At 67.6% G+C, this 25,787-nt stretch carries 24 protein-coding genes; 19 read left to right on the plus strand and 5 right to left on the minus strand.

Annotated features, from left to right (window positions below):
- Positions 1-17 precede the first annotated feature (17 nt).
- Both WJ35_RS19010 and WJ35_RS19015 read left to right on the plus strand, forming a co-directional pair.
- A complete protein-coding gene (locus WJ35_RS19010) occupies positions 18-677 on the plus strand; it encodes a hypothetical protein (protein WP_011880661.1) in 660 nt (219 codons plus the stop codon).
- Positions 678-753: 76 nt separating this feature from the next.
- Positions 754-1,212 (plus strand): hypothetical protein, encoded by a 459-nt coding sequence (locus tag WJ35_RS19015; protein ID WP_043292830.1) that lies wholly within the window; start codon positions 754-756, stop codon positions 1,210-1,212.
- Between the two features lie 51 nt (positions 1,213-1,263).
- On the opposite strand, the gene WJ35_RS19020 is transcribed toward WJ35_RS19015, so the two are convergent.
- Positions 1,264-3,117, minus strand: a complete 1,854-nt coding sequence (locus WJ35_RS19020; protein ID WP_069239698.1) for an ABC transporter ATP-binding protein — start codon at positions 3,115-3,117, stop codon at positions 1,264-1,266.
- A 201-nt stretch (positions 3,118-3,318) separates the two neighbouring features.
- Here WJ35_RS19020 and WJ35_RS19025 point away from each other — a divergent pair, with 201 nt between their 5' ends.
- The 7 genes from WJ35_RS19025 to ltrA all read left to right on the plus strand — a co-directional run bounded on the left by WJ35_RS19025 (position 3,319) and on the right by ltrA (position 9,436).
- Positions 3,319-3,885 carry a TetR/AcrR family transcriptional regulator gene (locus WJ35_RS19025; RefSeq protein ID WP_069239699.1) on the plus strand — a complete coding sequence of 189 codons (567 nt, stop codon included), beginning with the start codon at positions 3,319-3,321 and terminating at the stop codon, positions 3,883-3,885.
- A gap of 214 nt (positions 3,886-4,099) precedes the next feature.
- Complete coding sequence (locus tag WJ35_RS19030; RefSeq protein ID WP_011880657.1) at positions 4,100-4,525, plus strand: organic hydroperoxide resistance protein; 426 nt, start codon at positions 4,100-4,102, stop codon at positions 4,523-4,525.
- 72 nt (positions 4,526-4,597) lie between these two features.
- Positions 4,598-5,632, plus strand: a complete 1,035-nt coding sequence (locus WJ35_RS19035; RefSeq protein WP_011880656.1) for an alpha/beta hydrolase — start codon at positions 4,598-4,600, stop codon at positions 5,630-5,632.
- Positions 5,633-5,907: 275 nt separating this feature from the next.
- Entirely contained in the window at positions 5,908-6,279 is a 372-nt protein-coding gene (locus WJ35_RS19040; RefSeq protein WP_011880655.1) for a CidA/LrgA family protein, read from the plus strand.
- The gene (locus WJ35_RS19045) at positions 6,276-7,010 is read left to right on the plus strand and encodes an LrgB family protein (RefSeq protein ID WP_011880654.1); all 735 of its coding nucleotides are present in this window, start codon (positions 6,276-6,278) and stop codon (positions 7,008-7,010) included. Before WJ35_RS19040 ends, WJ35_RS19045 begins: the two co-directional genes overlap by 4 nt.
- 289 nt (positions 7,011-7,299) lie before the next feature.
- Positions 7,300-7,629 (plus strand): hypothetical protein, encoded by a 330-nt coding sequence (locus WJ35_RS19050; RefSeq protein WP_011880653.1) that lies wholly within the window; start codon positions 7,300-7,302, stop codon positions 7,627-7,629.
- A 436-nt stretch (positions 7,630-8,065) separates the two neighbouring features.
- The gene (gene ltrA / locus WJ35_RS19055; RefSeq protein ID WP_059623392.1) at positions 8,066-9,436 is read left to right on the plus strand and encodes a group II intron reverse transcriptase/maturase; all 1,371 of its coding nucleotides are present in this window, start codon (positions 8,066-8,068) and stop codon (positions 9,434-9,436) included.
- Between the two features lie 552 nt (positions 9,437-9,988).
- On the opposite strand, the gene wrbA is transcribed toward ltrA, so the two are convergent.
- Both wrbA and WJ35_RS19065 read right to left on the minus strand, forming a co-directional pair.
- Complete coding sequence (wrbA, locus tag WJ35_RS19060; RefSeq protein WP_011880650.1) at positions 9,989-10,591, minus strand: NAD(P)H:quinone oxidoreductase; 603 nt, start codon at positions 10,589-10,591, stop codon at positions 9,989-9,991.
- Between the two features lie 62 nt (positions 10,592-10,653).
- Positions 10,654-11,379 (minus strand): pirin family protein, encoded by a 726-nt coding sequence (locus WJ35_RS19065; protein ID WP_059491146.1) that lies wholly within the window; start codon positions 11,377-11,379, stop codon positions 10,654-10,656.
- Positions 11,380-11,507: 128 nt separating this feature from the next.
- Between WJ35_RS19065 and WJ35_RS19070 the strand changes: the two genes are divergently transcribed.
- The 6 genes from WJ35_RS19070 (at position 11,508) to WJ35_RS19095 (ending at position 17,708) form a co-directional block, all read left to right on the plus strand.
- A complete protein-coding gene (locus tag WJ35_RS19070; RefSeq protein WP_069239700.1) occupies positions 11,508-12,401 on the plus strand; it encodes a LysR family transcriptional regulator in 894 nt (297 codons plus the stop codon).
- 173 nt (positions 12,402-12,574) lie between these two features.
- Positions 12,575-13,618, plus strand: coding sequence for a lysozyme inhibitor LprI family protein (locus WJ35_RS19075; RefSeq protein ID WP_131754627.1), 1,044 nt, complete (start codon positions 12,575-12,577; stop codon positions 13,616-13,618).
- Between the two features lie 324 nt (positions 13,619-13,942).
- Positions 13,943-14,356: a DoxX family protein gene (locus WJ35_RS19080; RefSeq protein ID WP_069239813.1), complete on the plus strand. Its 414-nt coding sequence runs from the start codon at positions 13,943-13,945 to the stop codon at positions 14,354-14,356.
- Between the two features lie 171 nt (positions 14,357-14,527).
- On the plus strand, positions 14,528-15,472 hold the full coding sequence (locus WJ35_RS19085) for a dTDP-4-dehydrorhamnose reductase family protein (protein ID WP_043292717.1): 945 nt from the start codon (positions 14,528-14,530) through the stop codon (positions 15,470-15,472).
- Positions 15,473-15,845: 373 nt separating this feature from the next.
- Positions 15,846-16,175, plus strand: coding sequence for an H-NS family nucleoid-associated regulatory protein (locus WJ35_RS19090; RefSeq protein WP_011880644.1), 330 nt, complete (start codon positions 15,846-15,848; stop codon positions 16,173-16,175).
- A 285-nt stretch (positions 16,176-16,460) separates the two neighbouring features.
- The gene (locus WJ35_RS19095; RefSeq protein ID WP_069239701.1) at positions 16,461-17,708 is read left to right on the plus strand and encodes an MFS transporter; all 1,248 of its coding nucleotides are present in this window, start codon (positions 16,461-16,463) and stop codon (positions 17,706-17,708) included.
- Between the two features lie 73 nt (positions 17,709-17,781).
- Here WJ35_RS19095 and WJ35_RS19100 read toward each other — a convergent pair whose 3' ends face one another.
- Positions 17,782-18,861 carry an AraC family transcriptional regulator gene (locus WJ35_RS19100; protein WP_043292716.1) on the minus strand — a complete coding sequence of 360 codons (1,080 nt, stop codon included), beginning with the start codon at positions 18,859-18,861 and terminating at the stop codon, positions 17,782-17,784.
- Between the two features lie 247 nt (positions 18,862-19,108).
- Between WJ35_RS19100 and WJ35_RS19105 the strand changes: the two genes are divergently transcribed.
- From WJ35_RS19105 to WJ35_RS19115, 3 genes are read left to right on the plus strand one after another with little or no spacing between them, the layout of a single operon-like run.
- Positions 19,109-20,521 carry an APC family permease gene (locus tag WJ35_RS19105; RefSeq protein ID WP_059623394.1) on the plus strand — a complete coding sequence of 471 codons (1,413 nt, stop codon included), beginning with the start codon at positions 19,109-19,111 and terminating at the stop codon, positions 20,519-20,521.
- Between the two features lie 54 nt (positions 20,522-20,575).
- A complete protein-coding gene (locus WJ35_RS19110) occupies positions 20,576-21,973 on the plus strand; it encodes an aspartate aminotransferase family protein (RefSeq protein ID WP_011880641.1) in 1,398 nt (465 codons plus the stop codon).
- Positions 21,974-22,009: 36 nt separating this feature from the next.
- Positions 22,010-23,434 (plus strand): aldehyde dehydrogenase family protein, encoded by a 1,425-nt coding sequence (locus WJ35_RS19115; RefSeq protein WP_011880640.1) that lies wholly within the window; start codon positions 22,010-22,012, stop codon positions 23,432-23,434.
- Positions 23,435-23,444: 10 nt separating this feature from the next.
- Here the strand turns inward: WJ35_RS19115 and WJ35_RS19120 are convergent, their stop codons facing one another.
- The gene (locus tag WJ35_RS19120) at positions 23,445-24,293 is read right to left on the minus strand and encodes a FadR/GntR family transcriptional regulator (protein ID WP_011880639.1); all 849 of its coding nucleotides are present in this window, start codon (positions 24,291-24,293) and stop codon (positions 23,445-23,447) included.
- Positions 24,294-24,522: 229 nt separating this feature from the next.
- Here WJ35_RS19120 and WJ35_RS19125 point away from each other — a divergent pair, with 229 nt between their 5' ends.
- Positions 24,523-25,731: an ABC transporter substrate-binding protein gene (locus WJ35_RS19125; RefSeq protein WP_011880638.1), complete on the plus strand. Its 1,209-nt coding sequence runs from the start codon at positions 24,523-24,525 to the stop codon at positions 25,729-25,731.
- The last annotated feature ends 56 nt before the right edge of the window (positions 25,732-25,787 follow it).

Consider the following 25,787-nt stretch of genomic DNA (forward strand, 5'->3'; position numbering starts at 1 on the left):
TGTAAAGGGAACGAGTAATGAATAGACCAGACAAGTCGTCGAAGGCGCGTGCTGCGCTGGACCAGCTGTTTTCGGGCTTGGCGCCCGCGGACGCGCGCCCGAGCGCGTCGCGCCCGGGCAACCCGTTCGAAGCAGCCGACGACGCCACCGGCGCGGACGGCCGCGTCGAAGTCACGCTGTCGACGCGCATCCAGCTGCGCGGCTATCCGGGCGCGGATGCGTTCATGCAGCGCATGGCGCAAGCGTGGGGGCTCACGTGGGGCGCGTACGACGCGGTGCGCGCGACGGCGACGCTGCCGGTCGGCTGGCGCGCGCGCCGGCTGCCCGAAGTCACGCAGATCGTCGACGAACGCGACGTGCTGCGCGCGGAAAGCAGCCTGCAGGGCGGCGAGATGTCTTACCTGAAAGTGCATCCGCGCTACTACATCGATGCGCGCAAGGGCGTGGGCTGGCGCAAGGCGTCGAAGGCGTCCGACGATCCGGATCTCGACGGCCCCGACTGGAACTGCTACGTGATGGACCGGGAAAAGTCCGTCGAGCTGCACGAGTTGACGACGTCGTCGTCTAAGGCCGATCTCGACAACGCGCGTGCGACGTTGCTGAAATGGCTCGACTCGCACTATCCGCGCCATCGCGATCCGTTCGCGTACTGGACCGATTGCGATCGTCCTCTGTAGTCCGCGCACGCGCATGTACACGCACGGCGGCGGCGCGGATCGCGCGGCAAGCCGTCATACATGGCAGGCGACCCACGTGAACCGGCTCCGTCCCGTCCCGATCCTGTACGCGGCATGCGCGGCGGCGCTTGCTTCGACCGTGATCGAACTGCTGCTCTGGCCGCTTGTCGGCGATGATGCCCTGCGCAACCTGCTGCGCGACGCGCGGCTGACGGCGGCGATCGCGTTGGGGCGCACGGCGCTTCGATCGTCCGCGGGTTTCGATCCGACGATCATGGGCGTGGCGACGCTGGTACACGCCGCGCTGTCGCTCGCGTATGCAGCCATGCTCGCGGCGCTGGTGCGCAATCTGTCGCGCGGCGCCGCACTGTGCGCAGGCACCGTGTTCGGGCTCGTTCTCTACGGCGTCAACCTGTACGCGTTTACCGCGGTGTTTCCGTGGTTCGCGCAGGTGCGCGGCGCGATCACGCTGGTTGCGCATCTGGTGTTCGGCGCGAGCGCCGCGGGCGTTTATTGCGCGTTGCGTCGTCGATAGCACGGCGCACGGCGGCGCGGCCTCGCCGCCGCTCGCCGCGCCGCTTGCGCATTACTGCGTCTCGCGTTGCGCTTCCGCCGTTTCGCCCAGGAACCCGCCGCTCTGATGCGCCCACAGCGCCGCATAGATGCCGCCTGCCTGCAGCAGCTGCTGGTGCGTGCCCTCCTCGACGATGCGGCCTTCGTCGAGCACGATCAGACGGTCCATTGCCGCGATGGTGGACAGGCGGTGCGCGATCGCGATCACGGTCTTGCCGCCCATCAGGCTGCCGAGGCTGTGCTGGATCGCGGCTTCGACCTCGGAGTCGAGCGCGCTGGTCGCCTCGTCGAGCACGAGGATCGGCGCGTCCTTGAGCATCACGCGCGCGATGGCGATCCGCTGGCGCTGGCCGCCGGACAGCTTCACGCCGCGCTCGCCGACCTCGACGTCGTAGCCTTTGCGCCCGTGGCGATCGCCCAGCCGTTCGATGAAATCCGCCGCTTCGGCCCGCGCGGCCGCGTTCCGCATGTCTGTTTCGCTCGCGTCCGGGCGGCCGTAGAGAATGTTCTCCCGCATCGTTCGGTGCAGCAGCGACGTGTCCTGCGTGACCATGCCGATCGCGCTGCGCAGGCTGTCCTGCGTCACGTGGGCGATGTCCTGCCCGTCGATGAGGATGCGGCCGCCGCCCACGTCGTAGAAGCGCAGCAGCAGGTTGACGAGCGTCGACTTGCCCGCGCCCGAACGGCCGATCAGGCCGATGCGCTCGCCCGGCCGGATCGTGAGCGTCAGGCCGTCGAACACCGGCTTGCCGTTGTCCTCGTGCGAGAAGCGCACGGTGTCGAACACGATCTCGCCGCGCCGCACGACGAGCGGCCGCGCGTCCGGCCGGTCGACGACGGCGCGCACCTTCGTCAGCGTCGTGATGCCGTCCTGGATCGTGCCGACGTTCTCGAACAGCTCGGTCATCTCCCACATCACCCAGTGCGAATAGCTGGACAGCCGCAGCGCCATCGCGATCACCGCCGCGACCACGCCCGCGCTCGCCTCGCCCTGCGCCCACAGATGGAGTGCGAGACCGGTCGAGCCGATCAGCAGCGCGGTGGTCATCACGTGATTGGTGACCTCGAACGCGCTGACGAGACGCATCTGCGCATAGCCGGTGGCCTTGAACGCCTCCATCGCGTGTCGCGCGTGGTCGGCCTCGCGCCGCGTGTGCGCGAACAGCTTGACGGTCGCGATGTTGGAATACGCATCGGTGATGCGGCCCGTCATCATCGCGCGCGCATCGGCCTGCTCGCTGCCGACCTGGCCGAGGCGCGGCACGAAGTACCAGCACGCGGCGCCGTAGCCGATCGCCCAGACGGCGAACGGAATCATCAGCCGCCACTCGAAGCTGGCGGCCAGCAGCAGGATGCCGATCAGGTAGGCGGCCACGCCGACGAGCACGTCCACCGTCATGAACAGCGCATCGCGGACCGCCAGCGCGGTCTGCATGATCTTGGTCGTGACGCGGCCCGCGAATTCGTTCGCGTAGAACGACAGGCTCTGGTCGAGCATCAGCCGGTGAAAGAGCCAGCGCAGCCGCATCGGGAAATTGATCGCCAGTGCCTGGTGCTTGACGAGCGTATGCAGCGCAATCAGCAGCGCGCTGGCCGCGAGGATCGCCGCGAACCCGACGAGCGTGCCGAAGTGGCGGCCGCCGAAGTCGGCCGGCGTCGCCGACGACAGCCAGTCCACCACGTGCCCCATCATCGCGAAGAGCGCCGCTTCGTACGCGGCCAGCGCGGCCGACGTCAGCGCGATCAGGAACACCCAGCCGCGCGCGCCGCGCGTGCACGCCCAGACGAATGCGAAAAACCCCTTGGGCGGGGTGGCCGGGTCCTCGAGAGGAAAGGTCGGCAGGCGCCGTTCGAACCACGAAAACATCGATCTTTTTCCTCCGGTGATTCGGCCACGCGATCCGACGTCGATCGAGCGTCATACGTTGCGACCGCGTCGTCCGGCAGCGAGTGTCGCACCGATTCGCCGACGCTGCAGGCCGGTCGTAAGGAAGCGAAGCGCCGCACCGCCGCCGCACCCGTGAAAAAGTGCTTGACTATCTATCTATGAGTAGATAAAGTTCGATCCATGGAAACGAAGCCGACCGTCCGCGAACAGATTCTCGATCATGCGATCACGCTGATGATGCTGCGTGGTTACAACGGCTTCAGCTATCGAGACCTGTCGGATCTGGTGGGCGTGAAGACGTCGAGCATCCACTACTACTTCCCGTCGAAGGACGACCTCGTGCTGGAAGCGGTAGCGGCCTACAGCGACGACGTGCTCGCGGCGATCCAGACGATCGATCCGGCGCTGCCGGCCGACGTGAAGCTGAGCCTGTACACGAAGCTGTTCGGGCGCACGCTCGGCGACGGCGACCGGATCTGCCTCTGCGGCATGCTGGCGGCCGATATCGAATCGTTGCCGGACAACGTGCGGCAAGCGGTGCAGGCGTTCTTCAAGGCGAACGAAAAGTGGCTCGCCGAGCTGCTGACCCAGGGCGCGGCCGAAGGCACGCTGCAGTTCAGCGGCAAGCCGGAATCGGCGGCGCGCACGCTGTTCGCGGCGTTTCAGGGCAGCGTGCTGGCCAGCCGGCTGTTTCATACGCGGGCGCGCCTCGAAGATGTAGAGGCGGTGTGGAAGGTCCGGGCTTGAGCGCCGGGCATGTTTGCACCGCTTTTTGTTGTGGCTGGTTGTCTATCTTGTAGTAGATAGTTTTTGAAGCGGATGAATGAAACATCCGCACTTTTTGGGCTGGTTTATCTATCTATGAGTAGATAAACAAACGCAATGCCGGCGGCGACACCGCCGGCGCGCGGCCCCGGTTTGCAAGTTGGTTCACTCACTCATCGTTGAAAAGGAGTCTGTCATGTCGATCGAAAAAGTTCTCTACCGCGCTCATGCAAAAGCCACCGGCGGCCGCGACGGCCGTGCGACCGTGCCGGAAAGCGGCCTAGACCTGAAGCTGACCACGCCGCGCGAGCTCGGCGGTGCGGGCGGCGCGGGCGCGAACCCCGAGCAGCTGTTCGCGGCCGGCTACAGCGCATGCTTCATCGGCGCGATGAAGTTCGTCGCGGCGCGCGACAAGATCGCGATCCCCGCGGATGCCGCGATCGAGGGCAGCGTCGGGATCGGCGCGATCCCGAACGGCTTTGGCATCGAGGTCGAACTGAAGATCTCGCTGCCGGGCCTCGACCGCGAAACCGCACAAACGTTGATCGATCGCGCGCACATCGTCTGCCCGTACTCGAACGCGACGCGCGGCAACATCGACGTCACGCTGACGCTCGTCTGATCGCACCCGATTCCGCTACCACGCAGTCCACCGTCCATCCGTTGCATACCGATTGAGCCAGGGAGTTTCATCATGAAGATCGTCAAGCCGCTGTTGATCGCCGCCGTCGTCGCAGCCACGTGGTCCGGCGCATCGGCCGCCACCGCGGCATCCGCGCAAGCCGTTCGCCCCGATACCGCGACGAGCGCGTTCCTCGCCGTGCTGAACGGCCAGAAGGGGCCGGGCCTCGAAACACTCAGCCCCGAAAAGGCGCGTCAGGTGCTGGTCGATGCGCAGAGCGGCGTGAAGGTCGATCTGTCCGGCATCGACGTGTCGAACCGCACGATCGAGCAGGACGGGCTGTCGGTGCCGATCACGATCGTGCGGCCGCAACAGGTGAGCGGCACGCCGCCGGTGTTCATGTTCTTCCACGGGGGCGGCTGGATTCTCGGCGACTTCCCGACCCACGAGCGCCTCGTGCGCGATCTCGTCGTGCAATCGGGCGCCGTCGCGGTGTTCGTCAACTACACGCCGTCGCCGGAAGCGCATTACCCGGTCGCGATCAACCAGGCGTATGCGGCGACGAAATGGGTCGCGGCGCACGGTGCGGAGATCGGCGTCGATGGCAGCCGTCTCGCGGTGGTCGGCAACAGCGTCGGCGGGAACATGGCGGCGGTCGTCGCGCTGATGGCGAAGGACAAGGGCGGCCCGGCGATCCGTTTCCAGGGGCTGTTGTGGCCGGTCACCGATCACGACTTCAACACCGGCTCGTACGGCGCATACGCGCAGGGACACTTCCTGACGCGGCCGTTGATGAAGTGGTTCTGGAACGCCTACACGAAGAACGAAGCGCAACGCGACGAGATCTACGCGTCGCCGCTGCGCGCGAGCGTCGCGCAGCTGAAGGGCTTGCCGCCGGCGCTGATCCAGGTCGCGCAGTTCGACGTGCTGCGTGACGAAGGCGAAGCGTACGGCCGCAAGCTCGACGCAGCGGGCGTCGACGCCACGACCACGCGTTACGACGGCACGATCCACGATTTCGGCCTGCTCAACGCGCTCGCCAACGACGCGCCGACGAAGGCCGCGATGAAGGCGATGGGCAACGAAATCGCGGCGCGGTTGAAGTAACGCGGCGAGCGGCATTCGCGCCGGCGTGAACACGCCTAAGCCGATCGGCGCAGCGGCGGGCTTCGGCCCGCCGCTTTTTTGCGTGGGCGGGACGCGTGCGGCGAGGCGCGGCATCGCGAAGCGGATCGAACCGGCAGCGTGACGGCCCCGCGCGCGGGCGCGGCGCATTCATTGTTGGTACGATCGCGCGTATCGTTCATGCCGGCGCCGGGTGCGGCCGGCCCATCGCGCGCGCGGCGGCACGCCGGCGCGGCCACGTTCGGGAGAAGTGTTTGATGCTGCAGGCGTTCGCGGTCTTGTTGACCTTCCAGTGCCTCGGGGAAGGCGTGTCCTATCTGTTCGGCATACCGGTGCCCGGCCCGGTGATCGGCATGCTGCTGCTGTTCGGCTTCGTGATGCTGCGCCCGCAGGTGGCCGACGCGATCGAGCCGACCGCGTTCGAACTGCTGCGCCATCTGTCGCTGCTGTTCGTGCCGGCCGGCGTCGGCATCATGGTGTCGGCTTCCCGCGTGCGCGGCGATGCGCTCGCGGTCGTCGTCGCGCTCGCGGTGAGCACGACGCTCGCGATCGCCGTCACGGCGCTCGTCACGCGCGCGTTGCTGCGGCGCCAGCGGCCCGCGTCTGGCACGGCGGGGGAGGCACGATGACGGCCTTCCCGAAACTCGGCGCGATCTGGGTCTATCTCGCCGCCACGCCGCTGCTCGGCCTCACCATCACGCTGATCGCCTACCTGATCGCGCAGGCCGTCTATGCGCGCTCGCGCTTCAACCCGCTCGCGAATCCGGTGCTGATCGCCGTCGCGCTGATCGTCGGGCTGCTGACCGTCACGCATACGCCGTATCCGACGTATTTCGAGGGCGCGCAGTTCGTCCATTTCCTGCTCGGCCCGGCGACCGTCGCGCTCGCGCTGCCGCTGTATCGCCAGTGGTCGAAGCTGCGGCGCGCCGCGCTGCCGCTGCTCGTCGGGCTGCTGGCCGGCTCGTTGACCGCGATCGTCTCCGCGGTGGGCGTCGCGGCGTTGTTCGGCGCGTCGCATCAGACGATTGCGTCGCTCGCGCCGAAATCCGCGACCACGCCGATCGCGATGGCCGTCGCGCAGCAGATCGGCGGAATTCCGTCGCTCACCGCCGTGCTGGTGATTTCGACCGGCATCTTCGGTGCGGTGTGCGCGCGCGCGATCCTGAACGTGCTGCGCATCGACGAGCCGGCCGTGCGCGGCTTCGCGCTGGGCGTCGCGTCGCACGGGATCGGCACCGCGCGCGCGTTTCAGATTGGCGAGGAAACCGGCGCGTTCGCGGGACTCGGCATGGGGCTGAACGGCGTGCTCACCGCGTTCATCGTGCCGATCCTGCTGCCGGTGTTGTCGCGGTGGATTTGAGGCTGGGCGGCGGCGGCTCGCCGGCTGCGGCTTTCGCGAGGTTTGCGCGCACGGCGGCCAGGCCGCGATGCGGCGTGTCGTGATCGACGCGGTGCGAATCGGCGGCGCGGCGGCAAGCGCCTCGGGCCGGCATGGACAACGTGCGGGCCGCCGACGTATCGCGGCCGTTATCAGGAGAATTCAGAAACTCGCACGGACATTTTTCCGGCGATCGGCTAACGTTGCATCGGCGCCGGCATCGCACGCGGGCGTTCGACCCACAACCAACAATCGACAAGGAGTTCCGGCCATGACGAAGTCTCGCGTGGTTTCGGTGGCAGCGGCAATCACGGCGTCGTTCGGTCTGTTGCTGACCGCCGCGCCGGCCGCATATGCACAGGATGCGGCGTCGGCGCCGCTGCAGGCTTCGGCATCCGCGCCGACCCAGAAGCAGCTCGACAAGGCGCAGAAGAAGGCCGCCCGCAAGGCGGCGCGCGCGCGCCACGCGAAGGACCTGAAGGCGATCGGCACGGGCAGCGGCTACCGGCTGACCAACGATCAGAGCAATTACCCGCAGAACGCGGTGGAGAAGGCGCCCGCGACGAAGAGCGTGCCGGCCGCGCCGGCATCGGGGCAGTAACGGGCGGGGAGCGAGGTAAGGAGACGGCGCCGGTGAAACCGGCGCCGTTGGTTTTGTGCGCCCAGCATGGGCGCACTCCTGCGGGTGCAAGTCCCGCCATAAGCTGATCACGGCAAATGAAGTGAAGCGCAACTGCATGAGGGCGACCGAGTGTGGGGAGGAAGCGTGGAGCGTAAATCGCGAGCCGATGGACAAGAACTGCATAGAAGGCACTGCCGAGCAGGGCGAGCGGGCAAGAGACCGCGAAGCTCTCGTGATCAAGACGAGGCGGCGTAAATGCAGCGGTTGTGCGATGAAGGAGTGCGTTCTTACCTGGGGAGATCTCGCCTTGTGCCTGAAAGGGCGACGGTGCTGAGCCGGAGCGAGAAGTCAGCAGAGGCCGTAGTAGCCGCTGGTATGGGGGCAAAGGGCCGAACGAGCAGGAGGGCCGAAGGACGTGTCGTTCGGACGTGCAGGGCATCAGAAGGCTACGCAGGTAGCGCGCAACGCGGGATGGCGAGGTGAAGCCGAGCCTGAAGCGAGGCGTGATGAAGCACGGACGGCGCGATACGAAACTGGAGGCTTGGGGCGAGACAGTCTGCTATCGCAGGCGCTCGCGAGAGCGAATCTGGTGATGGCGTGGAAACGCGTCAAAGCCAATCGTGGCGGTGCCGGGGTGGATGGGAAGTCGATTGCCGAGACGGCGGAACACCTCAAGACGCACTGGCCCGGGATTCGGGAAGCATTACTGGACGGCAGCTATCGGCCATGGCCGGTGCGGCGAGTCCAGATTCCGAAGCCGGATGGCGGGATGCGTGAACTGGGGATTCCAACGGTCGCGGATCGGTTGATCCAGCAAGCCCTGCTGCAAGTTCTGCAGCCCATCATTGATCCGACCTTCTCCGAACACAGCTACGGCTTCCGGCCGGGGCGTCGAGCGCGCGACGCGGTGCTGATGGCACAACGACACGTACAGGACGGCTACCGGATGGTGGTCGATGTGGATCTGGAGAAGTTCTTCGATCGGGTCAATCACGACATCCTGATGGAGCGGCTATCGAGGCGGATCGACGACAAGGCTGTGCTGCGGCTGATTCGTCTCTACCTTGTGGCCGGGATCATGGATGGCGGAGTGGTCAGTGAGCGATACGAGGGCACGCCGCAAGGCGGGCCGCTCTCGCCGCTGCTGGCCAATGTGCTGCTGGACGAGGTGGACCGGGAACTGGAGAGGCGCGGACACAAGTTCGTGCGCTATGCCGACGACTGCAACGTGTACGTGCGCAGTGGCCGGTCGGGCGAACGGGTGCTGGAAGGACTGTGCAAGCTCTACGATCGGCTCCACCTGAAGGTCAACGAGGCGAAGACGGCGGTCGCACCGGCGACCGGTCGCAAGTTCCTGGGCTACAGACTGTGGCGCGGCGCGGGCGGCCGGATCAAATGTGCGGTGGCCCGAAAGGCCCTGGAGACCTTCAAGCAACGCATCCGGGAACTGACCCGCCGCTCGGGCGGGAGAAACTTGCCAGAGGTAGCGGAGCGTCTGAGGGCGTACATGCCGGGTTGGAAGGCGTACTTCCAGTTGGCGCAGACGCCCAAGGTGTTCCGCGAACTCGACAAGTGGATCCGGCACAGGTTGCGCGCGATGCAGCTCAAGCACTGGCGCCGTGGCACGACGATGTATCGGGAATTGTTGGCATTGGGTGCCTCGGAGGCGGACGCTCGCAAGGTGGCCGCGAACAGCCGGAGCTGGTGGCACAACAGCCGCCTGTTGCTGAACCGAGCGATGCCTGTTGCCTACTTCGACCGACTTGGGGTGCCTCGGCTCTCGTAACCTCAACTGCTCGAACCGCCCGGTGCGGACCCGCATGCCGGGTGGTGTGGGAGGGGATCGGCCAGATCAACTGGCCGCCCCTATCCCGATTGTATGCGCTGCGTATGCGGCTTGGGCGGCGCGTACGGAGGCGCGCGGCTACGGGCTATGGCGCTACCGGCACGGGCTACCGAGCGACGCGGTACGCGCGGCGGGCCGGGGGCTATGACCGGTGAGCTGCGAGCTACTAGCTCCGCACTCCGGGCTGCAAGCGGCACACTGCGAGTTGCACCCTCTGGGCGCCGGGCTGCAGGTGACGCGCTGCGAGCTACGCACTCCGGCCTCCGGGTTGCAAGCGATACGGTGAGAGCTACGCACTCCGGGCTGCAAGTGACGCGCTGCGAGCTACACACTCGAGCTACGAGCTACGAGCTACGAGCTACGAGCTACGAGTTACCAGCGCCAAGCGCCAAGCGCCAAGCGACGAGCCCAAACCCCGAGCTCCGAGCTACGGTGTGCTACAGGCGGGCAGCCACGCAGCGATGCAGCCACGCAGCCGCACCCCCGCCAGCATTAGGCCGCGAGCTTCGCCGCCAATTGCGCGACGTGCTTGCCCTGATAGCGCGCGATGTCCAGTTCGTTCGCGCTCGGCTGGCGGCTGCCGTCCGCGCCGGCGAGCGTCGTGGCGCCGTACGGCGTGCCGCCCGTGATTTCCTTCATGTCGACGAGCCCGCTGCAGGCGTACGGCACGCCGACGATCACCATCCCGTGGTGCAGCAGCGTCGTGTGGAACGACGTGATCGTCGTTTCCTGGCCGCCGTGCTGCGTGCCGGTCGACGCGAACACGCTGCCGATCTTGCCGACCAGCGCGCCCTTCATCCACAGGCCGCCCGTCTGGTCGAGGAACGTGCGCATCTGGCCGGCCATGTTGCCGAAGCGGGTCGGCGTGCCGAAGATGATCGCATCGTAGTTCGCGAGTTCGTCGACGGTAGCTACCGGCGCGGCCTGGTCGACCTTGACGCCGATCGCCTTCGCCTGGTCGACGGGAATGGTCTCCGGCACGCGCTTGAGCGTGACCTCGACGCCGGGCACCGATTTCGCGCCTTCCGCGACGTGCTGCGCCATCGTTTCGACGTGCCCGTAGGACGAGTAGTAAAGGACGAGTACCTTGGCCATGTTGCGAATCTCCGATTAGAAAAGGCCCCGCGCGCGGCGGGGCCGGATGTTCCGAACGGGCGTCATGCCCATTCGGCCGTCACTTCGACCGGACGCAGGTCGAACACAAGCACCTCGGCGTCCTTGCCGTCCGCGAACGTCAGCGCTTCTTCGCCGCGCACGCGCGCACCGTCGCCTTCGCCGAGCGTCACGCCGTTGACCGTCACGCTGCCGCGTGCGACGTGCACGTACGCAAACCGGTCAGGCGGCAGCGCGAGCGTCGCGCGTTCGTCGCCGTCGAACAGGCCGGCGTAGATCCGCGTGTCCTGCCGGATCTTCAGCGAGCCGGCGGCGCCGTCCGGCGACACGACCAGCACCAGCCTGCCGCGCTTGTCTTCGGCCGGCAGGTTCGTCTGCTGATAGCGCGGCTGCGCGCCTTTCTCCGACGGCCCGACCCAGATCTGCAGGAAGTGCACCTGCGCTTCGCGCGAGTGGTTGAACTCGCTGTGGCGCACGCCCGTGCCCGCGCTCATCAGCTGCACGTCGCCCGGCACGATCACCGAGCCCGTGCCCATCGAGTCCTTGTGCTCGAGCGCACCGTCCAGTACGTACGACAGGATCTCCATGTCGCGGTGCGGATGCGTGCCGAAGCCGTGGCCCGGCATCACGCGGTCGTCGTTGATCACGAGCAGGTCAGAGAAGCCGACCTGCTGCGGATCGTAGTAATTCGCGAACGAGAACGTGTGACGGGAGCTGAGCCAGCCATGTTCGGCGCGGCCGCGTTGGTTTGCTGCTCGGATCTCAATCATTTTGCTTGTCCTCAAAGTCGCCGAACCGCGGAAGTGGGCTCGGTCGATCGTTGAGATGAAGCTTAAGTCAATCGAATTGACAAATAAATCGCATGGGAGATAATCACTGTCACATTCAGGTGGACAATATGGAACTGGGCGATCTCCGGATTTTTGTGGCGACGGTCGATGCGGGCAGCTTCACCGCGGCCGCCGACCAGCTGATGCTGTCGAAGCAGTTCGTCAGCCGGCGGACGATGGCGCTCGAAGCGGCGCTCGGCGTGCGCCTGCTTCACCGCAACACGCGCAACCTGGCCGTGACCGAATCGGGGCACGAGTTCTATGAACGCGCGCAGCGGATCCTCGCCGAAGTGGCCGACGCCGAGCAGGCGATGGTGGCGCGCAGCACCGAGCTGCACGGCTCGCTGAAGATCAGCGCGCCGCTGTCGTTCGGGATCACGCACCTGTCGCCGCTGATCGCCGAGTTCCTGGCCGCGCATCCGGCCGTGCGGCTCAATCTCGACCTGACCGACCGGCGCGTCGACCTGATCGGCGAAGGCTTCGACGTCGCGCTGCGCATCGGCCCGCTCGAGGATTCGACGCTGATCGCGCGTCCGCTGGGCGCATGGAAAATGATCGCGTGCGCGAGCCCCGCCTATCTGGAGCGGCAGGGCACGCCCGCGTCGCCCGCGGAGCTGGCCGGCCATACGTGCCTGCTGTACGGGCGCGAACGGCGGGTCGGCTGGGAGTTCCGGGTCGACGGCGCGGCGCGGACCTTCGACGTGCAGGGGCCGCTCGTCGCGAACAATGGCGAAGTCGTGCGCGACGCGGCCATCGCCGGGCTCGGCATCGCGCTGCTGCCGCACTTCATCGTCGGCGCGGCGCTCGACAGCGGCGCGCTCGTGCCGGTGCTCGATGCGTATGCGCCGGCGCCGCTCACGCTGAACGCGGTGTTCCCGCAGCACCGGGAAGGGTTCGTCACGCTGCGTACCTTCGTCGCGTTTCTCGCCGAGCGGCTCGGACACGCGGTATCGGCTGCATAGCGCAGCTGGATGGCGCGGCCGGTTCGCGTTACGCTGGGGCCCGCGTTGCGCACGTCGCATCGTGTGTCGCGCGCCTTTCCCCGAACTCGGCGGGCCGGCGTTTCAGCGGTCCCGCGCTCCAGCGACGATCCAACGCCATGATCCTTCCGAACCGATCGAATCCTCACGCCGGCATGCGCGCGAGCGCAGCGCTTCCCGCCCGCGCGTCGCGCCGCGCGATTCCGCACGTGCTCGCGGCGGCCGCATGGCTGACAGCGCTGCCGATGGCCGCCCATGCGGCCGGTTTCGACTGTGCGAAGGCCGCTTCGCCGACCGAACACGCGATCTGCGCGGACGCACGTCTGTCCGCGCTGGACGGTCAACTCGCGACCGCATGGCAGAAGGCGCGCGCGAAAGGCGGCGATACGGCCGCGCCGAAGGCCGCCCAACTGAAATGGCTCGCGCAGCGCGATCGCTGCGGCGGCGACGCCTCGTGCATCGCCGATCGCTATCGCGAGCGCCTGGCGATCCTGAACGGCGCGCCGCTCGCGCCCGACCGCTGGCAGCAGACCTGGTATCGCGACAGCGCCAACCCGTCCCTCGGCGGCGTGCTGACGATTACCGGCACGGCGCCGCATCTTCACTTCGAATTGAGCGGCAACAACGGCGCGAACACCGGCGATCTGGCCGGCGATCTCGCGCTGCACGGCGACGCCGGCACGTTTCGGCAGGACCGATGCCGGCTCGACTTCAGCCGTCACGGATCGCGCGTGCGCGTGACGCAGCAGGGCAGCGACGCCGATTGCGGTGCCGGCGCGGGCGTCGTCTATTCGGGCGACTACGTGACGGCGTCACAGGCGCAGGCGAGCCCGCCGGCGGATCTCGTCACGTTGAAGGTGCTGGACGACGCGCGGCAGGACGCGATCGCGCACAAGCTGCTCGGCGCGGATTACCAGACGCTCGTCGACATGATCAATAACCGCGACGACGAGCGCGACCTCGACGGCCTGAATGCAAAAGTGACGTCGTACTGGGTGCGCGGCATCGCGACGACGAACGCCGCGATCGTAATGCGACGCGGCACCGATCTGTGGATCGGGCTCCTCGTGTTCGACGCCCACAACGACGTGCGGATGCGCTACTACACGAACGTCCCGGCGTGGAAAAAGACCGTGCCGAAAACGCTGCGCGCGTGGCACGACAAGCTCGACAGCAGCTATCCGATCGACGTGATGTGACCTGGTAAGTGACGCAGTAAGCGATGCGGCAATCGGCCCACGCGGCCGACACGCTGCGTTTGTCACGTGACAATTGTCCACCGGAGTGTGACGGCGAATCTTGTTTTGACGGATTGATGATTCCCGGTGAGACAGTAAACTGCACCCGTGCTTCGCGAGATCCGCTCCGCAGCGCCGAGATCGCGCCACCGGACGGATTCGTCGGAAGCGGGCAGGGGCGCCCGCACCGATCGCGCGAGGAGGGTTCGGTACCGATCCATGCGTTCGCCGTTTCGGCGGCCGTCGGTGCCGGATGCGTCGAACCGTCAATTCAAGGTGATTGTTATGCGTTACGTGTCGCTGGAATCGAAGAAGGATGGGCTGCTGCTCGCCGCCCGCGTGCTGATGATGGTGCTGTTCATCCTGTTCGGATGGCAGAAGCTGACCGGCTTCTCGGGCACCGTCGCCTACATGGCGTCGACCGGGGCGCCGTCGCCCGAGCTGTCGGCGGTGATCGCGGTCGCGGTCGAGCTGGTCGGCGGCCTGCTGATCGCAATCGGCTTCTACACGCGGCCGATCGCGTTGCTGTTCGCGGCCTATACGGTCGCCACCGCGTACATCGGGCATCGCTACTGGGCGCTGCACGGGATGGATCAGTACATGGCGATGATCCACTTCTACAAGAACGTCAGCATCGTGGGCGGCCTGTTGCTGCTCGCGCTGACCGGTCCGGGGCGGTATTCGTTCGACCGCAAGTAAGCTGGCGCGGCAGTCGCTGCCGCATGGCGGGCCCGGTGCGTGCGAGCAGTCGCGCACCGGGCCTTTTTTCGTCGTGCGCCGCCGCGTGTTGCGCGTTGCGCGCGAAATCGCCATCCGACGCAGGTTCTCGTATAGATTGGTGGGCCTCGTTTCCATTCATCGTTGGCTACCGTGTCGCAACCGACCATCCTTCTCATCGGCGCGTCCGGCCTGCTCGGCCGTGCGGTTGCCGCCGCGCTGTCGCGCGAAGCGTCGCTGACGCTGGTCGCAACGATCCGGAACGCAGATACCGCCGGCGCCCGGCGGGTCGCGTTGCCGCCGGAACACACCGCCCGTCTCGACGTTCTGGACCAGCCCGCGCTCGAACGGCTGTTCGATGCGCGGCGGCCGTCCGCCGTGATCGTCTGCGCGGCCGAGCGTCGGCCGGACGTATGCGAAAGCGACCCGTCCGCCGCGCGTGCGATCAACGTCGACGCGCCGGCGCGCATCGGCGCGCTCGCCGCGCGCTACGGCGCATGGACGCTCGGCATCTCGACCGACTACGTGTTCGACGGCCGGGCCGCGCCGTACCGCGAAGACGCCACGCCGAATCCGCTGAACGTGTACGGCCGCACGAAGCTCGACGGCGAGGCGGCGTTGCTCGCCGCGTCGCCGCTCGCGTGTGTGCTGCGGCTGCCGCTGCTGTACGGCCCGATCGTCGACTGGCGCGAGTCGGCGGTCACGAGCCTCGTGCCGGCGATCGTCGCGGCCGCGCAGCCGGGCGCCGAGCCGGCGCGCATGGATGCGTGGGCGATCCGCTATCCGACGTACACGCCGGACGTCGCGCAGGTCATCCGCGACCTGACGCTGCGCCATCTGGCCGGCGCGCCGGTCACCGGCATCCGTCATTGGTCGGCCGAGGAGCCGATGACGAAATACGATATCGCCCAACGGCTCGCGGCCGCGTTGGGGCGCCGCGCGGCGCTCGCGCCGATCCATGCGCCGACCGATGCCACGCCGCGCCCATACGATTGCCACCTCGATGCGTCGCGTGTGCGCGCGCTCGGCATCGACCATGCGACGCCGTTCGACGCCGGCTTGCGCGCCGTATTGGCCGACGCGCCGCCGCTGCCGTGAGCGTCGCGCCCCGCGATGTCGCGACGCCGTGACGTTCGACGCCGGACCGCGCCGCGCCGTCGCCGCGCAAAAGTCCTCAAACACCGAGCATGCACGCTGCTATCATTCGCGCCATGCCGTGCCCGTACGAGGCGCGGCGACCGGTGGCGAGGAGGTCGCCATCGACCGTTCGTCGCGCGTTCGAGCGCGGCGTACCGCGCGTCGCGTGCCGCGACCGCAGCGTTCGACGATGGCATAGCCGCCGGTGGACATCGCAGACCTTGCGGCTCCGGTCTGGCGATCCACATATCGCAATACGGATCGGCGGAACTTCACGGCCGGTTCGGCCATCGGAGGTTCTTTGAATAAAAACATGCCCAAAGAGGATGAATACATGACTCAGGCTCTGCAGGACCTCGAAGCACAACTTCGGGACCTGAACATCAAGCTGTCGGAAGCCAGGCAGAAAGAAAAGCAGGCCGCGCTCGCGGCATTCAGGGAGCAGGTTCAGTTGCTGGGTATCACGCAGCAGGAAGTGCTGAGCGCGCTCGGCTACATCGTGCAGCGAAAACGCAAGGCGCCTGCGAAGTACTACGATCCGACGACCGGCCGCTCGTGGTCGGGTCGCGGCCCGCGGCCGAAATGGCTCGAAGGCAAGGACCTCGACGCGCTGCTCGTCGATCGCGAAGCCAAAACCTGGTGGCCCGGCGACGATCAGGGCTGACGCCGCGCGGCGCCGGTCGCGCGCCGGCGCCGTCCGGCCGACGCGAGCCGCGGCTCGCATGCTTCATCCCTTGCCGTCGGCGTGCCGCCTGACAGCGCCGCCGCCGGCATCGACGTCGTTCAGTTTCGTCTTTCAGTTCCGTCTTTCAGTTCCATTACCCGCGGTTGCCCGTTTCCGTTCTCGCGAGCCGGCAGCCGCGACCCTTTCCGTCCGCGCACGGTCACCGCGCCGTCGCGCGCGCGAACCGGCCTCAGACTGTCGCCCGGACCTTTGCGGCAGGACACCATGGCAGCCAACCTTGAACCTTCGTCGCTCGGCGACGCGGCGTCGCCGCGCGTCGAGCAGGCCGGGCGTTACGCGTGGAAGGCGCTCGCGGGCGCCGCGATCGGCTATGCGATGGACGGTTTCGACCTGCTGATCCTCGGCTTCATGCTGCCGGCGATTTCGGCGTCGCTGCAGCTCGGCGCGCAACAGGCGGGGGCGCTCGTCACGTGGACGCTCGTCGGCGCGGTCGCGGGCGGCGTGATCTTCGGCGCGCTCAGCGACCGCTACGGCCGCGTGCGCGTGCTGACCTGGACGATCCTGCTGTTTGCGGTGTTCACCGGGCTGTGCGCGTTCGCGCAGGGCTTCTGGGATCTGCTCGCGTACCGGACCATCGCCGGCATCGGCCTGGGCGGCGAATTCGGCATCGGCATGGCGCTCGCGGCCGAAGCGTGGCCGGCCAGCAAGCGGGCTCGCGTGTCGTCGTACGTGGCGCTCGGCTGGCAGAGCGGCGTGCTCGCGGCGTCGCTGCTGACGCCGCTGCTGCTGCAGACGGTCGGCTGGCGCGGCATGTTCGCGATCGGCGTGGTGCCCGCCTTGCTCGCATGGGCGCTGCGCAACCGGCTGCACGAGCCCGTAGCGTTCGTGCAGCGTGCTACGCAGCCGCGCACCAACGCGTTCCGCATGCTCGTCGCCGATGCGCGCACGGCCCGCACGAGCATCGGCATCGTCGTGCTGTGCGCGGTCCAGAACTTCGGCTACTACGGGATCATGATCTGGATGCCGACCTTCCTGTCGAAGCAGCTCGGCTTCTCGCTGACGAAATCCGGACTGTGGACCGCGGCGACCGTGCTCGGGATGATGGCCGGCGTTTGGGTGTTCGGACACCTGGCCGACCGCATCGGCCGCAAGCCGACGTTCCTGCTGTACCAGGTCGGCTCGGTGGCGATGGTGTTCGCGTATTCGCGGCTGACGGACCCGGCCACGATGCTGTGGGCCGGCGCGCTGATGGGCATGTTCGTGAACGGCATGGTCGGCGGCTACGGCACGCTGATGTCCGAAGCGTATCCGACGGCAGTCCGCGCGACCGCGCAGAACGTGCTGTGGAACGTGGGCCGCGCGATCGGCGGCCTCGGGCCGCTCGTCGTCGGCGCGCTCGCCGCGCGCTACTCGTTTCAGGCGGCCATCGCGCTGCTCGCCGGCCTCTATGTGCTCGACATGGTGGCGACGCTGTTCCTGATCCCCGAACTGAACGGCGTCGAACTCGAATGACGCACGCGCCATCGCGCGGTCGCATGATGCGCTGAACCGGCGCACTGAACCGCACGCGGTCACGCGCCGCGCGTCAGGCGTCGCCGTCCGCATCCGCGCGTGCGCGCGGCGTGCTGCCGGTCCAGCGCCGGTACGCATGCCGGAAGCTGCGCGGTTCGCTGTAGCCGAGCCGCTCCGCGATGGCCGCGACGCTGAGCGTCGGCTCGTCGAGCAGCCGCACCGCCTCCTGATGGCGCACGTCGTCGAGCAGCGACTGGAACGTGATGCCGTCCTTGTCGAGCCGACGCCGCAAGGTGCGCTCGGTCACGTACAGCGCATCCGCGAGCGACGTCATCGACTTGAAGCGCGTGAGGTCGCGCGCCATCAACGCCTTCGCGCGATCGGCGAAGCGCATGCCGACCGATGCGGCCCACTGCCGCTCGAGCGCTTCGCACTGCTGATGCAGCGCATTGAAGCTGACTTCGTTCGCGAGTCGCGGCGCTTCCGAGCCGTCCACGCTCGTGAACACGAGGCGGTTTTCGCCCGCGCCGAACGCGACCGGACAGCGGAAGTGGCGCGCGTAGTCCGCGGCGTTGCGCGGCGTGCGGCGCGCGAGATGCAGCTGCGCGGGCCATACCGGTTTGCCGACCAGATCGGACACGATCAGCCGCAGGCTCGACAGGCACATGTCGGTCTGAAACACCTCGATGTCGGGTTCGCCGTTGTACCGCTCGATCGTCACGCTCATCCCGTCCGCATGCGTGTGCCCGCGCACGTCGAAATACAGCCCCATGAACAGCGGAAACCGGCCCATGCAGCCGAATGCCTGCATCACCGAGCCGCTGATCAGCATCGCGTAGCCGGCGAGGCCGAGCGTCGACACGTGGAGCCGCGCGCCGATCGCGAGGCCGATCGACGGCAGGCCACTGCAGCGCAGCAGGTTACGGAAGCAACGCTGCTCCTGGCCGCGATTCACGTGCAGGTTCGGCGACGCGACTTCGGCCGCGCCGAGGCCCGTGCCGTCGAGCACCGCGGCGATGTCGAGATGCCGGACGCGGCATTCGTCGAGCGTGACCGCGATCGCGTGCACGGTGGCGGGAATGTCGTCCTGGCTGGCGGTCGAACGCAGGCCGCGTTCGGCGCGGCGTCGATGTCGAGGGGACTGGCTGTCCATGGTGCGGGGGCGGCGACGGATTCGCGTAAAAGATAGCGGGAATGCCCGCGAAACGCCAGAGCGCCGCGCGGCCCGCAACGGGCCGTTGCCGCACGTCCGGAAATATCCCCCGAATACGTCCGCTTTTCTCATTCGTCGTCGCGTTTTTGGCGCACCACACTCGTTTCCGAATCGCGCAATGCCTGCGATGCCGCATTGCCGACGACACGTGTGTTGAGGTCATGAACGACAGCCAAGTGAGGACACCATGGAAGACACCGGGACAGCGCAGCATGCGCGCAGCGCAGTGACGGACGACGTGCGAGCGCACGCGAACGGGCACGCCGACACCGACACCGACGCGGGCCCGCCCGGCCGGCCCGGCGCCCCGGCGCTCGGCCTGTTCGCGCTGGTGATCTTCGGCCTCGCGTACATGCTGCCGATGACGGTATTCACGACTTACGGAATCGTCACACGCGAGACCAACGGACATTTGACGATCGCGTATGCGGTCACGCTCGTCGCGATGCTGCTGACCGCGCGCAGCTACGGCCACATGGTGCGGCTGATGCCGAGCGCCGGTTCCGCCTACACGTTCGCGAGCCACAACTTCGGCACGTCGGCGGGCTTCATGGTCGGCTGGGCGTTGCTGATGGACTACCTGTTCATTCCGATGATCAGCTACCTCGCGATCGGCATCTACATGAAGCAGCTGTTCCCCGCGGTGCCGGCCAGCGTGTGGATCGTCGCGAGCATCGTGCTGGTGACGGGGTTGAACATCGTCGGCATCCGGCTTGTCAACCGCGTGAACCTGATCCTGATCGCGAGCCAGCTCGTGTTCATCGCGGTGTTCGTCGCGGCCGCGGCGCATGTCGCGGCCGGCGCGGGGCTGGAGCCGGCGCTCGCGCTGCCGGCGTATGGCGATGCGCACGCGATCTTCGCCGGCTCCGCGATCCTGTGCCTGTCGTTCCTCGGCTTCGACGCGGTATCGACGCTGTCGGAGGAAACTCGCGAGCCGCGCCGCACGGTGCCGCTCGCGATCCTGCTATGCACGCTCGCGAGCGGGCTGCTGTTCATGCTGATCGCGTATGCGGGGCAGGTCGTGTTTCCCGACTGGCATGCGTTCAAGGATCTCGATTCGGCCAGCTTCGAACTGATGCGGCGCATCGGCGGCGGCGCGTTGTCCGCGCTGTTCGTCGCGGTCTACGTGGCCGGCTGCTTCGCGAGCGCGATGGCCGGTCAGGCGAGCGTGACGCGCGTGCTGTTCGCGATGGGCCGCGACCGCGTGCTGCCCGAGCGCGTGTTCGGGCAACTGCATGCGCGGCTGCATACGCCGGTGCGCGCGACGCTCGCGGTCGGCGCGGTGTCGCTGTCGGCGCTGTTCATCACGCTCGATCTCGCGTCGACGATGATCAGCTTCGGCGCGCTCGTCGCGTTCGCGGTCGTGAACCTGTGCGTGATGCGCAGCTACCTGGCGCGCCCGGAACACCGCCGCGGCGCCGGCTGGATCGGGTACGGCGTGCTGCCGGCGCTCGGCTTCGCGATGAACGTGTGGCTGTGGTCGGGCCTGTCGCGCCAGACCTTCTACGTCGGCCTCGGCTGGCTCGCGCTCGGGCTCTGCCAGCTGCTATGGCTCACGCGCGGCTTCACGCGGCCGGCGCCGACGCTGTCGATGAACTGAACGGCCGCGCGGCTCGCCGCCGCCGGTTTCGCAACCCTGAAGGAGGAATGACTCATGAACGGTATCGACGTCGGTCTCGAAGCGGACCTGCAGGCGCTCGGCAAGCGCCATCTGCTGATGCACTTCACGCACGCCGATGCGTATCGCGACCAGGCGCTGACGGTGTTCGACCGCGGCGAAGGCTGCTGGCTCGTCGACCGCAACGGCAAGCGCTACTTCGACGGGCTCGCCGGGTTGTATTGCGTGCAGCTCGGCTACAGCCACGGCGCGGAAATCGGCGACGCGATGCGCGAGCAGATGGGGCGGCTGCCGTTCGCCACCAACTGGGGCTACGGCCACGAACCGGCGATCCGGCTCGCGCACAAGCTGGCGACGCTCGCGCCGGACGGCCTGAACCGCGTGTTCTTCACCTCGAGCGGCTCCGAGTCGAACGAGTCGGCGATCAAGCTGGTGCGCCAGTATCACCAGGCGCGCGGCGAGCCGCAGCGGCGCAAGTTCATCGCGCGGCGCGTCGCGTATCACGGCACGTCGTTCGGCGCGCTCGCATTGAACGGGATGACCAACTTCCGCAAGCATTTCGAGCCGCTGATGGCGGGCGTGCGGCACGTGAGCAACACGAAGCGCTACGGGCGGCCCGACGGCGAGACGGAAGCGCAGTTCACGCGCCATCTGCTCGACGAGATCGAATCGCTGATCGTGCAGGAAGGGCCGGACACCGTCGCCGCGATCGTCGTCGAGCCGCTGCAGAACGCGGGCGGCAGCCTGACGCCGCCGGCCGGCTATGCGCAAGGGCTGCGCGCGCTGTGCGACCGGCACGGCGTGCTGCTCGTCGCCGATGAAGTGATCTGCGGCTTCGGCCGTCTCGGCGAATGGTTCGGCTCGACGCGCTACGGGCTGCAGCCGGACCTGATCACGTTCGCGAAGGGGATCGCGTCGGGCTACGTGCCGCTCGGCGGCGTGATCGCGAGCGACGCGGTCGTCGATACGGTGCTCGCCGGCCCGCAGCAGATGTTCCTGCACGGTGCGACCTACGGCGGCCATCCGGTCGCGTGCACGGCCGCGCTCGCGAACCTCGCGATCATGGAGCGCGAACGCGTGCTCGAGAACGTCGGCGGCAACCAGGCCGTATTCCGCCGCACGCTCGACGGGTTGCTCGAGCTGCCGTGCGTCGGCGACGTGCGCGGCGACGGCTACCACTATTCGCTCGAGCTCGTCACCGACAAGGCCGCGCGCCGCTGGGCCGCGGGCATCGGCGCGCAGGCGTTCGTGTCGACGCTGCTCGCGCCGGCGATCTTCGAAGCGGGCTTGCTGTGCCGCGCGGGCGTCGACCACGAAGGCACGCCGATCGTGCAGTTCTCGCCGCCGCTCGTGATGTCGCGCGATGAGATAGTCTGGTTCGTCGCGAAGATTCGCGACATCCTCGCCGACACCTATGCGCGCGCGATGCGCTGACGGCGGCGCCCGCTATTGCTGACCCAGGAGCATTCGATGCGAACCTCAGAACAGAGCTATATCGCCGGGCAGTGGCTCGACCCGGCCGACGCGCGCGCCATCGACGTGATCGATCCCGCGACCGCGCGACCGTATGCACGGCTCGCGATCGGCAGTGCGGCCGACGTCGACCGCGCGGTCGGCGCGGCGAAGCAGGCGTTCGATGCCTACTCGCGCTGGAGCGTCGACGCGCGCGTCGCGCTGCTGCAGCGCGTGCTCGACATCTATCAGCGGCGCTACGACGAAGTCGCGCGCACGATCAGCCAGGAGATGGGCGCGCCGCTCGCGTTCGCGCGCGCGGCGCAGGCCGCGGTCGGCACCGCGCACCTCGAGCAGACGATTCGCGCGCTGCGCGCGTTCCGGTTCAGCACGCAGGTCGATTCGCTGCTCGTGTCGTACGAGCCGATCGGCGTATGCGCGCTGATCACGCCGTGGAACTGGCCGATCAACCAGATCGTGTGCAAGGTCGCGCCGGCGCTCGCGGCCGGCTGCACGATGGTGCTCAAGCCGAGCGAGATCGCGCCGTTCAGCGCGATCCTGTTCGCCGAGATCCTCGATGAAGCCGGCGTGCCGCCCGGCGTATTCAACCTCGTGCACGGCTACGGACACGAGGTCGGCGATGCGCTGTCGCGGCATCCGGACGTCGACATGGTGTCGTTCACCGGCTCGACGCGTGCGGGCGTCGAGGTCGCGAAGGCCGCGGCCGATACCGTGAAGCGCGTGCACCAGGAACTCGGCAGCAAGAGTCCGAACCTGATCCTGCCCGATGCGGACATCGACGCCGCCGTGACGCTCGGCGCGCGCAGCTGCTTCAGCAACAGCGGGCAATCGTGCAACGCGCCGACGCGGATGTTCGTGCACGTCGATCAGCTGGCCGCGGCCGAGGCGGCGGCGCGCCGGGAGGCCGCGCGCACCGTCGTGGGCGATCCGCGCTCGCCTGAGACGGAGATCGGGCCGGTCGTCAGCCGCACGCAGTTCGACCGGATCCAGCAGCTGATCCAGCGCGGCATCGACGAAGGCGCGACGCTCGTCGCCGGCGGGCTCGGGCGGCCCGACGGGCTCGGCGACGGCTTCTACGTGAAGCCGACGGTGTTCTCGAACGTGACGCCGGACATGACGATCGCACGCGAGGAGATCTTCGGGCCGGTGCTGTCGATCCTGACCTACCGGACCGAAGACGAAGCGGTCGCGCTCGCGAACGATTCGGTCTACGGGCTCGCGGCGTACGTGCAGACGAAGGACCTCGAGCGCGCGCGCCGCATCGCCGCGCGGCTGCGCGTGGGCAACGTGCACATCAACTATCCGGCGTGGAACCCGGCCGCGCCGTTCGGCGGTTACAAGCGTTCGGGCAACGGGCGCGAGTATGCGGAGTTCGGCCTCGTCGAATACCTGGAAACGAAGGGCACGACGGGGTACGCGTGAGGGGTGGCGGTCAGTCGTCGTCGGAACCGGCCGCGTCCGCACTCGCAACGGGCGACGCGGCCCGCCGACGGATTTCGGAATCGAGGATCAGACGCCCACGCAGCTTGCCTTTCATCCGCTTCACGTGCTTCGGCGCGTCGGTCATGTGCTCGACCATCAGCGCACGCACGCGCTCGACGTCGCGCTCGCGCGCGGCCTGCAGGATCGCCTTGTGGATCGACACGTTCGCCTCGCCGAAGCGCTTGTGCTCGGTGAGCGGTGTGTCGTTCCGGAACTCGATCAACTGCCGGATCATCTCGTTGATCAGCTCGCAACTGAAGCGCAGGAACGGGTTCGGGTTCGCGGCCGCGAGGATGTCGTGGAACGTCGTGTCCTCCTGCCGCTGGCGCAGCATGTGGCCGCGATCGTGCACGCCCGACGCGCCGTCGCAGCACGCGATGTTCGCTTCGAGCGCCGTGAAGTCGCGCTCCGTCAGGTGCGGCACGGCGCCGGCCGCGAGCTCGGGTTCGAGCAGCTTGCGCACCGTATAAATGTCGTCGATCGTCACGTCCTTGAAGAACAGGTAGTTCTGCAGCAACTGCAGCGTGCGGTCGAGCGGCACCTCGACGACCATCCCGCCGCCCGACGGCCCCGTCGTGACCTTGATCAGCCCCTGCACCTCCAGCGACTTCAGCGCCTCGCGGATCGTGCTCTTGCTCACCGCGTAGAGCTGCTGGAGTTCGGCTTCGCGCGGCAGGCGATCGCCCGGCTTCAGATCCTTCTCCGTGATCAGCCGCTTGATCTCCTCGGCGACGAGATCGGCCCGTTTCGGCTGCTTGATTGCGACCGCGACGCCCGCCCTGGCTCGGCCCATGACCATCTTGAAGACTCCTTTGTCTGACTGCGCGCCGCGTCATCGTCGACGATCCGTTCCGGCGCGAGGTACGGAATTTTGCCTGATTGACACCAATTTTGATCAACTCTAGCATCCGGTTCATTCTATTTATCATGATAAACAGAATGAACCGGCGGCGGGCATCCTGCAGCGCGCAGGCACGGTTTGGCAGTCGGTCGCATCGCGTGTGTCCCCTTCACCAAGGAGCGTCAACTTGAATCGCCGAGAACTGTTGAAACTGGCCGCGCTGTCGGCCGTGCCGGGTGCGCTCGGCAGCATGGCGTCCCGCGCCGCGTTCGCACAGGGTTCGCCCATCCAGCTCGCCTGCCCGGTGCCGATGTCCGGGCCGTTCGCCGCGAACGGCAAGTACGCCGATCTCGGCATGCAGCTCGTCGTCAGGCAATACGGCAAGGTGCTCGGCGCACCGCTCGCATACACGGCGCTCGACACCGAGGGCAAGCCGGCGACGGCCGTGCGGCGCGTGCAGGAGATCGCGCAGCAGAAGGGCGTGCGCTTCTTCGCGGGCGGCATTCTGTCGTCCGAATCGCTGGCGATGGGCAAGGAAGTGCAGAAGGCGGGCGGCGTGTTCATCACGACGGCCGGCGCCGACGAGATCACCGGCAAGGACTGCAACGACGCGACGTTTCGCTGGTCGGTGCCGACCTTCGGCGCGATCGAGCAGACGGTGCGCCCGCTGATCGGCATGCTGCCGAAAGCGAAGCGCTGGTACACGATCACGCCGCAATACGTGTTCGGCGACGGGCTGCTGTCGGCCGCGAAGGCGATCTTCAAGGAAAAGGGCATCGAGCATGTGGGCAACAGCTATCACTCGCTCGCCGAGAAGGAATTCAGCGGCTATCTGACCAATGCCGCCGCCGCGCAGCCCGACGTGCTGCTGATCCTGAACTTCGGCTCGCAGTCATCGGACACGCTGCGTCAGGCCGTGAGCTTCGGGATGAAGCGCAACTGCACGATCCTGCTCGCATGGGCGTCGGGGCTCGAGCAGTTCGAGGCGCTCGGCCCCGACATCTGCGACGGCGTGTATTTCGGCGCGCAGTACTGGCACGGCATCGATTCGCCGCTGAACCGCGATCTCGTGAAGCGCGCGAACGCCGCGTTCAAGGCCAATCCGAACTACAGCCTCGCGGGCTCGTACATCTGCTCGAAGATCCTGCTCGACGCGATGGTGAAGGCCGGCACCGCGGAGCCGAAGAAGGTCATCGCCGCGATGGAGGGGATGAAGTACGACGGGCTCACGGGTCCGGAGGAAATCCGCAAGGGCGACCACCAGGTATTGAAGAACTACTACCTGCTGAAGGGCAAGCCGAAAAGCCGGATGAAGAACGCGGACGACTACGCGGACGTGGTCAGCTCCGGGCAGTCGTTCCTGCCCGTCGACAAGACCGGCTGCAAGCTCGCGTGACGCGCCGGCCGCGTTCGCGGCGGCTGCGCGCCGACCACCGTTCCTCCTCCTTACCG

Source organism: Burkholderia ubonensis (assembly GCF_001718695.1).
GTDB lineage: Bacteria > Pseudomonadota > Gammaproteobacteria > Burkholderiales > Burkholderiaceae > Burkholderia > Burkholderia ubonensis_B.